Here is an 11,885-nt window from a genome sequence, read left to right as displayed (position 1 = left end):
ACACGCTCGCGCAACCGATCCGGCGGCTGGCGACCGGGCCACTTGCCCTGCGCGGCCATCCGGAACTTCTGCAGGACCTCCGAGTAGAGATGGATGGTTATGGGCTCGGCATAGCGGATCATGCCGTGGGCGCGCGCCCAGTGCAGATAGCCCTTATTCCAGTTGCGCATGTACTGGTAGCTGGGCGGCAGCTCATGATGGAAGACGCAGCCGTTCTTGGCGTACATCTCCCATTGCTTGGGATTGGGCTCGCCCTTGAGCACCTGATCACCGTCCTTGCCGCGCCAGCCGGCCAGGAAGCCGATACCCGAGCCGGGCGAGGTCTCGTAGTTGACGATGAAATCGGGATAGTCGCGAAACTTGCGCTCGCCCTCGGCGGTGACGAAGGCCGGCAGCTTCAGACGCGATCCCAGCTCGATCAGCACGTCCTGGAAGGGCTTGCACTCGCCTTTCGGCGGCAGCACCGGGATGCGCACCGCATCGACCGGACCGTCGAACTCGGAGATCGGTCGGTCGAGCATCGAGAGCGCGTCGTGACGCTCCAGATAGCTGGTATCGGGCAGCACCAGATCGGCGAAGGCGACGGTCTCGGAGGAGAAGGTATCGCAGACGACGATGAAGGGGATCTTGTATTTCCCCTCGACATCCTTGTCCACCAGCATCTTGCGCGTCTCGCTGGTGTTCATGGACGAGTTCCACGCCATGTTGGCCATGAAGAGGAACAGGGTGTCGATCGGATAGGGGTCGCCGCGCCAGGCGTTCGTGATGACGTTGTGCATCAGCCCGTGAACCGAGAGCGGATACTCCCAGGAGAAGGCCTTGTCGATGCGCACGGGTCCGCCGTCGGCGTCGACGAAGAGATCCTCGGGCTTGGCGGGCCAACCGAGCGGCATGCCGTCGAGCGGCGTGTTCGGCTGCACGGCCTCGGGTCCGTGCGGCGGCTTGGCACAGGGCGGGATCGGGCGCGGGAAGGGCGCCTTATGGCGGAAACCGCCGGGCCGATCGATGGTGCCGAGCAGGGTCATGAGCACGCCGAGCGCGCGGATGGTCTGGAAGCCGTTGGAATGGGCTGCCATCCCGCGCATCGCATGGAAGGCGACCGGGTTGCCGGTGACGGAGGGGTGCTCGACGTCCCAGCAATCGGTCCAGGGGATCGGCAGCTCGATCTTCTGATCGCGCGCGGTGACGCCCATCTCGTGCGCAAGGCGACGGATGGTGTCGGCCGGGATGCCGGTGATCTCGGCGGCCCACTCGGGCGTGCAGGACTCGAGCCGCTCCTTGAGCAATTGGAACGCCGGCTTGACCGGAATCCCCTCGTCCATGTCGAGCTTGTAGCTGCCCATCAGGCGCGGATCCGCACCCGGTGTATGGGTGCTGATGGGGCCGTCGAGGTTGCGGTCCCACCAGAGCTTGTTTTCCGGATCGAAGCAGCCTTCCTCTACGTGCATCTCGGCGCGATAGAAGAGACCGTGATCGTCGCGCGTCGGGTCATCGATGACCAGCTCCGCGGAATTGGTATAGCGAACCAGGAAATCGCGATCGAACAGACCCTGCTTGAGGATCTCGTGCGAGATGGCCATCAGCAGCGCGCCGTCGGTGCCGGGCTTGATCGGCACCCACTCGTCGGCGATGGCCGAGTAGCCGGTGCGGATCGGGTTGATCGAGATAAAGCGGCCGCCGCGACGTTTGAACTCGGAGATGGCGATCTTCAGCGGGTTGGAATGGTGATCCTCGGCGGTGCCGATCATCACGAAGAGCTTGGCGCGGTCGAGATCCGGCCCGCCGAACTCCCAGAAGGAGCCGCCGATCGTATAGATCAGCCCAGCAGCCATGTTGACCGAGCAGAAGCCGCCATGCGCGGCATAGTTCGGGGTGCCGAACTGTTTGGCGAAGAGACCCGTGAGGGCCTGCATCTGATCGCGACCGGTGAAGAGCGCAAACTTCTTGGGATCTTCGGCGCGCAGGCGCCCGAGGCGCTCCTCGAGCATGGCGAAGGCTTCGTCCCAAGAGATCGTCTCGAACTCGGAGGTACCTCGCTCAGCCCCCGCCTTACGGCGTAGCGGCGTGGTGATGCGTCCGGGCGAGTACTGCTTCATGATCCCTGAGCTGCCCTTGGCGCAGATCACACCCTTGTTCAGGGGGTGATTGGGATTGCCGTCGATGTAACGGACTTCGCCGTCGCGCATGTGGACGCGGATGCCGCAACGGCACGCACACATGTAGCAGGTGGTCTCCTTGACCTCGACTCGCCCGACCGTGCTGTCGGAGTGAGCAATGGGATCCTGCATGTGAGCACCTTTAAGCGAGGTAATGGGCCAGACGATTACCGCATTCTAATATTGCGGTCGTCTATGTTTCAAACTTGATGCCAACCCGGGAAATCGGAACCCTGGCCGAGCAGAAGCCCGGCGAACGGAGCGCCGTCAGGCGGAAAACGGGGCGATCGAGTCGCGTGCTTTATGAAGGCGTGACCCGAGGGAGAGGCGAGAACCTGCTGCACTGCAAACGCGCAAACTCAACCCCGGGCGAACGCCCGGAGGTGAGTGTCGTGACGAGCCTGACGAGAGCCGGAGACCGGAGCGCCCGACGTCGCGGACTAGGCCGCTTCCGCCAGCGTCACCGGGAGCCACGCGGCCAAACGCTCGCGCTCTTGGGCGACGTCGATCGCGAAGAAGTGATTCAGCACCTCCAGTGCCTCGTCGAGATCTTCGCACGGCCACTCGTTGGTGATGCTGCGGAAGGTCCAGTCTTCGACGTGGAAGCAGCAATGACCGCCCTTGGCTGCACCCTCGGCGTCGTAACGCAGCTTGAACCCGGTGTAGGTTCTTGGATCCCATTTGTAGCGGATCGTATTTTCGTTTTGCTCGAACATGTTTTTCTCAGTGGAATCTGTTGCTTGGATGCCGATCGTCCCGCCCGGGAAAGTCGGTTGAGCTGCCCGCTCGGCAACGAGAGGGAACATACCGACAACAGGCTGTTTCCTTTTCGTCACACACTGCATCTCATGCGTCAAGTTTAGTATCAAAACGCAACAAACGACAACCGGACAACCGCTTTTTTTTCGCTAAATCGATCACGTAGCGCGAAAAAAGCCGACGTGGCTTTCGACGCATTTTTCAAGACGGCGGGAGGCGGCTGTTGCCGAGATGCGACGCAGAGATCGTTGAATGCCTCGCGATCGAGCCCCCGTTCGCGTGTCGGTGGCGCAAAACCATCGTCGACATCTGCGGTCGGGACGGGAGATTGCGCCGACTCCGGCGACCTACAAGTCTGCCGGGGCCGATCCCATCCAAAAGCATCGCATACCGCGGGATCGACGCCAACCGAGCGCAAGCGGGTCGTCGGGATCAACGTGCGCCATGAACGGAAGCCTGCGGTCGTTGTTGGTGACCTGATAGATCAGTCCCATCCAGTTGCCGAGCACACCTTCGCCGCTGTCGTGCCAGGTGTTGTCGAGCCTGCCGACGATGTGCTGCTCGGGGAAGGCGGGCAGCTCGCGCCCCTGATCGAGTGCATCGAGGATCCGCTCGCGGTGCTCGTCCAAGATGGCGCGTGACTGGACGCCGAAATAGTTTTCGGGGACAGGGGGATATTGGTCGCGCTCTCCGGACGCGAAACGGTTGACCTCGCGCTTGTACTCCTTGAGCAGCGAGATGATGTCGTACTCGGGATGACCCTGGAAAAACACCTGGCGGAAGCCGTCCGGGCTGACCGCGAGATGAACGCCGGCCTCCTCGCTCTCGGCCAGGATGTGCAGACCGGCCGCATCGAACTGGTCGCGACCGATCTCGTTGAAACGCGAGTGCGGCACGTCGAAGCGCGTATTCACACTGCTCACCAAGGGATGGCTGCGATCGATCACGCGATGCACATAGACGCCCCAGCGCTTCTCGCCGAGCGGACGGCGCCGCTGACCGTAGCGAAACTGCAACACTGCATGGGTCGCCAGGCATGAGCAGAGTGTCGAGCTGACGTTGTGGTAGGCCCAGTCGACCACCTCGATCAGCGGCTCCCAGAAGGTCTGGCTTGCGAGGTCCGGGCCCATGACATTGGCCCCGGTGATCACCAAGGCGTCCAGGCCCTCGGCACGAATCTTCTCGAACGGCTCATAGTAGCGCTCGACGTATTCGCGGGTGATGGGGCCGCGGTCGAGCGCGTCGAGCGTGAAGGGATGGACATAGAACTGCGCGATCTGATTGCTCTGGCCGATCAGGCGGAAGAACTGACGCTCGGTCGCCGCAAGTGCGGCATCCGGCATCATGTTCAGCAGGCCGATGTGCAGCTCGCGGATATCCTGCTGAAGCGCGTGATCGGGCTCGAGGATCTTGTGGCCCTCTTCGCGCAGACGCTCGAACGTAGGCAGGTCATTGTGGGCGACGATCGGCATGGGGTCGGTCCTGTCGTTCGGGTTACTGCATTTCGGGATCGAAGACCGGCGTCTCGGCCTGTCCGATCGCCGATTCGATCAACTGCAGGAAATCCTGCTCATCGCGAACCTGCGCAACATCCTCGGACGAGACCGTATAGCCATAGGGACGCGCAATCGCCTCGTAACGCGGTACCCGAGAATGGAAAAGGCGCGGGAAGACCCAGCGCGTGAAGTCGTCCGGGTCCACTTGCGCGACAAAATCCAGACCATGGACCGACAAATAGTCCTTCAGCGCGGCACGCAGGAAGTCGGGGCGATAGTAGAGCGGCTTGGGATCGGCCTGTGCGCGCTGGATGAGCTTGATCTCGTCCGCCTCCGGGACCCGGATGTAGAGGATCAGGCTGTGCTTGGCGAGCAGATCGATGACCCGCGGCTCGTCGAGCTCGCAGAGACTCCCGCCGACGTCGTTGATGAGATGCGGGTAGTTGTAGATCTCCCGAGCCTTTCGCACGAAATCGGGCACATCCATCATGGCCGCGATCTCCGCCTCGCGATACAGCGCCTGGCGACGGTTGAACTCGCCGAGCGGAAGTCCTCCGCGCTCGGGGTTTCCGAGCTTGCCGACGAAGCTCAGCACCGGCCCCAGGTCCTTGATCTTGATATTGTTGTGGATGGCGACCCAATCATGGCGCAGAAGATCGCGCAGGAAGGGATCGCGCATCGCGTGCGCCTTGATCAGGTCGAGGATGTGCTCGTTGAGATACCGCGTCCCGATCCGGTAGTCGCCGGAGTAGTGGAACCAGTCGTTGCGACGCAACATCTCGGAGAGATAGGTCTTGCCCACCCCCGACATCCCGAGCAGCGTGATGCACTTGTGCTTCCAGCTGCGGAACTCATCGACCTTGAACTTCATGGATTGAACCGCGTCCTGAGTGACAACCGATGTTTGGCGGAAAACGACCGTTTGAGTAGACCGAGAAAACACTGCCTGACGCGGTCCGAATGATGGGCACCGAGCGCGCGTAACAAGCGGGAACCGGCAGCACGCCGGCTCGGAGCAAACGGCGATGTTAGTTCAGGATGCGGACGGCGACAAACGCGCCGTCCGGCGGTCGGTTCGGCTGCGCATGCAAGACCTCGATCCCGCCGGATCAGCGCCGCGCCTCGAGCGTCTCCCAGCGAACGTAGGAGGTCTCGAGCTCGGACTCCAACGCCTCCAGACGCGCCTTGACCGCAGCGACCTCCTCGCGGGCGGCCTGATAGAAGGCCGGGTCAGCGAGGCGTGCATGCAGCTCGGCTTGAGCACTTTCCAGCGCCTCGATCCGGGCCGGCAGCTCTGAAAGCTCGCGGGTCTCTTTGAAGCTCAGCTTCTCGCCCTTGGGCGCGGCCTTGGGTTGAGTCGACCCGCTCGCGGGGGCCGGCGCCGGCGTCCCGGGGTCAGACGCTTTGGTCTTGAACTCGCCCGAACGCCGCGGATCGCGTTGACGCACCCAATCCTCGTATCCGCCGACATATTCGCGGACCCGGCCTTCGCCCTCGAAGACCAGTGTGCTGGTGGCGACATTGTCGAGCAGTGCCCGATCGTGGGAGACCAGCAGGAGGGTGCCCTGAAACTCGACTAGGAGGTCTTCGAGCAGCTCCAGGGTCTCGGTATCCAGATCGTTGGTCGGCTCGTCGAGCACCAGCAGATTGGCCGGGCGGGTGAAGAGCTTGGCCAGCAGCAGGCGATTGCGCTCGCCTCCCGAGAGCGCCTTGACCGGCTGACGCGCACGCTCAGGGGTAAAGAGAAAGTCCTTCAGGTAGGAGAGGACGTGACGGCTCTGGCCGTCGACCTCGATCTTGTCGCTGCCGCCCGCGACGTTGTCCTGGACGCTCCTGTCCAGGTCCAATTGGGCGCGCAGTTGATCGAAATAGGCGACCTGAAGGTTGGTCCCGCGCCGAATCGTCCCGCTCTGCGGCTCCAGATCGCCGAGCAACAGCTTCAACAGCGTACTCTTGCCGGCGCCGTTCGGGCCGATGATGCCGATCTTGTCGCCGCGCAGGATCAGTGTGCTGAAGTCGCGGATCACCGGGTTGTCGCCCCAGGCGAAGCTGATCTCCTCGGCCTCGACCACCAGCTTGCCGGAGCGATCCGCCTCGCTCAGACGCAGACGCGCCGTGCCCTGGAGCTCGCGACGCTCAAGGCGTTCGCGGCGCATGGATTCGAGCGCGCGCACGCGGCCTTCGTTGCGGGTACGACGCGCCTTGATGCCTTGGCGGATCCAGACCTCCTCCTCGGCGAGCTTGCGGTCGAACTGCGCCGCGGCCTGCGCCTCGGCATGCAGGCGCTCCTCGCGACGACGCAGATAGTTGGCGTAGTCGCCGGGCCAATCGGTGATCCGCCCGCGATCGAGCTCCAGGATCCGGGTCGCGACCCGTTGCAGGAAGCGCCGATCATGGGTGACGAAGAGCAGGGAGCCCGAAAAGTCGATCAGGAAGTCTTCGAGCCAATCGATCGCATCGATGTCCAGATGGTTCGTCGGCTCGTCGAGCAGCAGCAGATCCGGCTCGGTCACCAGGGCACGGGCGAGCAGGACGCGACGTTGCAGACCGCCCGAGAGCGCTGCGAAACGCGCCTCGGCATCGAGCCCCAGCCGCGAGATGACGCGCTCGGTGCGCTGCTCGATCGCCCAGCCGCCGCCGTCCTCCAATTGCTGTTGAACCCGCGCCAGACGGGTCAGATCCTCCTCGCTCGGATCGCTCCCCAAGCCGTGTGAGAGCCTGAAGTAATCGCTCAGGAGAACGCCCAGATCGCCCAGGCCGGCGGAGACGACCTCGAAGACGCTCCCCTCCTCCCCGCGCGGGATGTCCTGGGTCAGGCGCGCCACCTTCAGCCCCGCAGCCGCGCGGATCTGACCCGAGTCGGCCTGGATCTCCCCGTCGATGATCCGCAGCAAGGTCGACTTGCCGGCGCCGTTGCGGCCGATCAGACAGATCCTCTCGCCTCGCTCGATGCTGAAGGAGACGTCCTCCAAGAGCGGCGGCAGGCCATAGGAGAGGGCGACGGAGTCGAGGCTGAGCAAGGTCATCGGTCGTACCGTGTGGAATGAGAAGGGGGCGATCCCGAGCACGCGGGAGGGCGTTCGGCGGGTGCCGGACCCGACAAGTTAGAGAGGGCGACGACGCGACGCAACCCCGTCCGGGAAATGATCTCCCCGAACCGATCGGCTACACTGGGGCATCAGGCACGGCCGTGCCGAGAACGACTGGAGTCCGACGACCCACATGGTAAAAAGTGTCACGCTGCGAGATGCCTGGTCGGGCGAGGCCGATTGCCTCAACTGCTCGCTCCGTACCACCGTCCTGTTTGCCGGTCTGGCCGAGGCCGATTTCGAGCGGATCCACGACCCGATCGACCAATTCACGCTGAAGCCCGGCACCAGTCTTTACCGTACGGGTGATCCGGCCGATCACATGTTCACCGTGCGGACCGGCGTCCTGAAGCTGGTTCAGTATCTCCCGGACGGCAGTCAGCGGATCGTGCGGATCGCACGGACCACCGATGTCCTGGGCCTGGAGGCCATGCTCGAGGGCGGAACCTACCAGCACGAGGCCGTCGCCCTTCAGCCGACCGAGGTCTGCCGCTTTCCCGCCCGATTGGTCCGCGACCTGGGCTGCAACAATCCGGATCTGCACCGCGAGCTGATCTCGCGCTGGCAACGCGCCTTGAACGAGGCCGACGCCTGGCTGACCGAGCTCTCCACCGGCTCCGCCCGCCAGCGCATCGCCCGGCTCTTGTTGCGCCTGGTCCGCGATCGCGAGAGCAGCGCCTGCCAATTGTTCAGCCGCGAGGACATGGGTGCCATGCTCGGCATCACCACCGAGACCGCCAGCCGCACCATCGCCGAGTTCAAACGACAGAGCCTTCTGGTCGAAACCAACCCCAACCGGTTTCTCCTCGACATACCCAACCTCAAGCGCATCGCGGAGGGTTGAAACGCGTCCGGCGCGATATGCCGCATTTTCTATGATGATCGGCATCGCGCGCACCTACGAACCCCGCGAGAGACGCGTTTCAAGAGCTTGATTTTTGATCCTTAAGCGCGTCGCCGCCGACCCTCTCGGCATGATCCGACGGCATCTCCAGTGGATCGCTTCGAGACATACCCCGGACGCGCTTCAGCCGGGTTGACCGATTTCAATGCCCCGATCCCCCCTCACCCCCAATGATGCGGCATTCCGCGGTGACCCATCGCCGCCAGACCGAGGCCGGGAGGGCAGATCATGAAACAGACCGTGCTGCAGGAGACCTTTCCGGTCTATGTGCTGGAGATCGACCGCGAGGAAACGCCGCTCGACTCGGTCGATGCGGTCTGCGGTTATTTCAGGGCATGCATCGAAGCCCATCCGTCGGCCATCTTCATTGCCGAGTTCGATCACCTCCGACACACCCGATCGCTCCCGGATGGACGCATCGGCGAAGGCATCCGCGCCGCCAAGAATCTGGTCTTCTGTTTCGGCATCACCCTGCCGAACCCACAGGCACTGGCGATGCGACCCCGATCGATCGGTATCGCCGAGACCGACGCCGGCTTCGTAATCACCTTCATCGAACTGCCGATGCCGGTGGCGAACGCGGCGATGGAGGACTGGGCGATGCGTCTGCGCCAGTCGGAGGCGGCGCCGGCCTAAGGTCATTTCCGGGAACGGAGCGACCGGCACGTCGGCGCGCATTGATTCGCACGCACGGCCATGCAGGTCCTCCGGCCATGCGCAGGCGGGATGCTTATTCCCGGCAATCACCTCAGTCCCGCCGCAAGACATTCCGACCACCTACGAGACCCGAAATCCATGACCAACCAAAGCGTCTTCGCCGTTCTGAACACGGGGAAATCCATGCGTATCGCCGTCACCAGCCAGAACTTTCGAACCATCACCGGACACGCGGGCAAGAGCCGCCGCTTCCTCGTCTACGAGGCGGACGCCGACGGCAATCCGACCGAGGTCGATCGTCTCGATCTGCCGATGGAGTTGTCGCTGCACGAGTATCACGGCGAGGATCACCCGCTGTTCGAGCTCAAGCTGAACGGGATTGTCACGCAGGGTGCCGGAAATGGCTTTCTCCAGCGGATGGCCCGCCACGGAATCCAGGTCTACACCACCAGCGCGACGGACCCGGTTCAGGCCGTGTCGGCCATCCTCGCCGGACAACCGCTGCCCGCGGCAGCTCCGCACAGCCATGACCATGGGGCCGGTGAAGGCGCACACCGCCACGATTGACGCCGGCCGCATCGCCGCCGAATCGCCCCATGGAGCCCGCGATGGCTTCCCCGAAGAGCATGTTGCGATTCGTCATTTCCGACATCGCCCGACCGGCCTAGCCTATCCACTTCCGACCGGCGGGCCAAACTGATCCGAGCCGTCGGCGATCTCCCGATCGCCGACATCCTGCCCGGCACCCGACAGCCCTCCTTGCCGTTCCTGATCTGCAACCTCGGGAAGATCGCCATGCTTGACAGCACCATGATCGAGCTCTCGCGGTGGCAATTCGCCATGACCGCGATGTACCACTTCCTCTTCGTGCCCCTCACACTCGGCCTCGCCTGGATCCTGGTGATCATGGAGAGCGTCTATGTCATGACCGGACGCGAGATCTACCGGGACATGACCAAGTTCTGGGGCAAGCTCTTCGGCATCAACTTCGCGTTGGGGGTGACGACCGGGCTGACCATGGAGTTCCAGTTCGGGACCAACTGGGCCTATTACAGCCACTATGTCGGCGACGTCTTCGGCGCACCGCTCGCCATCGAGGGCCTGATGGCCTTCTTCCTGGAATCGACCTTCATCGGTCTGTTCTTTCTGGGCTGGGAGCGCTTGTCCAAACGCCAGCATCTGACCGTCACCTTCCTGATGTCGCTGGCGTCCAACCTCTCGGCGCTCTGGATCCTCGTCGCCAACGGCTGGATGCAGAACCCGGTCGGTGCCGAGTTCAGCTACGAGACCATGCGCATGGAGATGACCAATTTCATGGAGGTCATCGTCAATCCGGTCGCACAGGTCAAGTTCGTGCACACGGTGGCCGCCGGCTATGTGACCGCGTCCATGTTCGTGCTCGGCATCAGCTCCTGGTACATGCTCAAGGGGCGGGATCTAGCCTTCGCCAAGCGCTCCTTCTCGGTCGCGATCGGCTTCGGTCTGGCCGGCATCCTCTCGGTCATCCTGCTCGGCGACGAGTCCGGCTACGAGGTCGGCGACGTGCAGAAGGTGAAGCTCGCGGCGATCGAGGCCGAGTGGCACTCCGAGCCCGCGCCGGCCGGCTTTACGATCGTCGGCTTCCCGAGCAACGAGGACGAGGAGACGCACGGCGCGATCAAGATCCCCTGGCTCCTGGGGCTGATCGCCACGCGCTCGCTCGACACCGAGGTGAAGGGACTGAAGGACCTGATGGTGGACCACGAGATCCGCATCCGCAGCGGCATGATCGCCTACGAGTATCTGCAGCGCCTGCGCGGTGATCAGGACACGCCGGAGAACCGCGCGGTCTTCGAGGACCACAAGGACGATCTCGGCTACGGGCTCCTGCTCAAGCGCTATATCGACGACCCGAGCCAAGCCACCGAGGAACAGATCCGCATGGCGGTCAAGGACTCGATCCCCGAGGTCGCACCGCTCTTCTGGAGCTTCCGGGTCATGGTCGCGGCCGGATTCTGGATGCTGGGCCTGATGATCTTCGGCTTCTATTTCAACGCCAAGCGCGTCATTCAAGAGAAACGCTGGCTGCTGCGCCTCTTCCTCTGGAGCATCCCGGTGCCCTGGATCGCGGCGGAAACGGGCTGGTTCGTCGCCGAATTCGGCCGTCAGCCTTGGGCCATCGGCGAGGTCCTGCCCACCAGTATCGCCGCCTCGAGCCTTGCACCGAGCGACCTCATCATCAGCCTCTCGGCCTTCATCCTCTTCTACACGGTGCTCCTGATCATCGAGATGTATCTGATGTTCAAGTTCGGGCGGCAGGGACCCAGCTCGCTGCATACGGGCCGCTACCACCACGAAGAGGCGGCCACGGCGTCCCGCTCAACCACCGCAGGCGGCCCGGCACCCGCGCTCGCACCGCAGAAACGGCAAGACTAGGAGACCGATCATGATCATCGACTACGAAGTCCTGAAGTTCATCTGGTGGGTGCTGGTCGGCGTGCTCTTGATCGGCTTCGCCGTCACCGACGGCATGGACATGGGCGTCGGCGCACTCCTGCCCTTCCTGGGCAAGACCGACGACGAACGACGCGTCATCATCAACACCATCGGCCCGCACTGGGACGGCAACGAAGTCTGGCTGATCACCGCCGGCGGCGCCACCTTTGCCGCTTTCCCGCACTGGTATGCTACCCTGTTCAGCGGTTTTTACCCGGCGTTCTTCCTGCTGCTGTTCGCCCTCATCCTGCGCGGCGTCTCGCTGGAATTCCGCAGCAAAGACCCCAACCCCAAATGGCGCGCCCTGTGGGATTGGGCGACCTTTGCCGGCAGCCTGCTGGCCGCGCTG

Annotated in this window: 10 protein-coding genes; 5 read left to right on the top strand and 5 right to left on the bottom strand. The window is 63.5% G+C overall.

Features of this window, described 5'->3' with window-relative positions; translation table 11 throughout:
* The 5 genes from soeA to VLR48_RS05010 form a co-directional block, all read right to left on the bottom strand.
* The coding region (gene soeA / locus VLR48_RS05030) for a sulfite dehydrogenase subunit SoeA (RefSeq protein ID WP_325290728.1) at positions 1-2,288 on the bottom strand (2,288 nt) is incomplete at its 3' end.
* A gap of 308 nt (positions 2,289-2,596) precedes the next feature.
* Entirely contained in the window at positions 2,597-2,872 is a 276-nt protein-coding gene (locus VLR48_RS05025; RefSeq protein ID WP_325290727.1) for a hypothetical protein, read from the bottom strand.
* A 390-nt stretch (positions 2,873-3,262) separates the two neighbouring features.
* On the bottom strand, positions 3,263-4,387 hold the full coding sequence (gene metA, locus VLR48_RS05020; RefSeq protein WP_325290726.1) for a homoserine O-succinyltransferase MetA: 1,125 nt from the start codon (positions 4,385-4,387) through the stop codon (positions 3,263-3,265).
* 22 nt (positions 4,388-4,409) lie between these two features.
* A complete protein-coding gene (locus tag VLR48_RS05015; RefSeq protein ID WP_325290725.1) occupies positions 4,410-5,282 on the bottom strand; it encodes an ATPase in 873 nt (290 codons plus the stop codon).
* 238 nt (positions 5,283-5,520) lie between these two features.
* Positions 5,521-7,437: an ATP-binding cassette domain-containing protein gene (locus VLR48_RS05010; RefSeq protein WP_325290724.1), complete on the bottom strand. Its 1,917-nt coding sequence runs from the start codon at positions 7,435-7,437 to the stop codon at positions 5,521-5,523.
* A gap of 196 nt (positions 7,438-7,633) precedes the next feature.
* Here VLR48_RS05010 and VLR48_RS05005 point away from each other — a divergent pair, with 196 nt between their 5' ends.
* The 5 genes from VLR48_RS05005 to cydB form a co-directional block, all read left to right on the top strand.
* Entirely contained in the window at positions 7,634-8,344 is a 711-nt protein-coding gene (locus VLR48_RS05005) for a Crp/Fnr family transcriptional regulator (RefSeq protein WP_325290723.1), read from the top strand.
* A gap of 288 nt (positions 8,345-8,632) precedes the next feature.
* Positions 8,633-9,040 carry a DUF6858 family protein gene (locus VLR48_RS05000; protein ID WP_325290722.1) on the top strand — a complete coding sequence of 136 codons (408 nt, stop codon included), beginning with the start codon at positions 8,633-8,635 and terminating at the stop codon, positions 9,038-9,040.
* Between the two features lie 159 nt (positions 9,041-9,199).
* Positions 9,200-9,628: a NifB/NifX family molybdenum-iron cluster-binding protein gene (locus VLR48_RS04995; protein ID WP_325290721.1), complete on the top strand. Its 429-nt coding sequence runs from the start codon at positions 9,200-9,202 to the stop codon at positions 9,626-9,628.
* Positions 9,629-9,856: 228 nt separating this feature from the next.
* Complete coding sequence (locus tag VLR48_RS04990; protein WP_325290720.1) at positions 9,857-11,476, top strand: cytochrome ubiquinol oxidase subunit I; 1,620 nt, start codon at positions 9,857-9,859, stop codon at positions 11,474-11,476.
* Positions 11,477-11,486: 10 nt separating this feature from the next.
* Positions 11,487-11,885: cytochrome d ubiquinol oxidase subunit II (gene cydB, locus VLR48_RS04985; RefSeq protein WP_325290719.1), on the top strand; the 399-nt coding region annotated here is incomplete at its 3' end.

The organism is Thiocapsa sp. (assembly GCF_035467215.1).
In the GTDB taxonomy this organism is placed as follows: domain Bacteria; phylum Pseudomonadota; class Gammaproteobacteria; order Chromatiales; family Chromatiaceae; genus Thiocapsa.
Note: the sequence above shows the minus strand (reverse complement) of the source record. Positions and strands in the feature narration are given on the sequence as shown.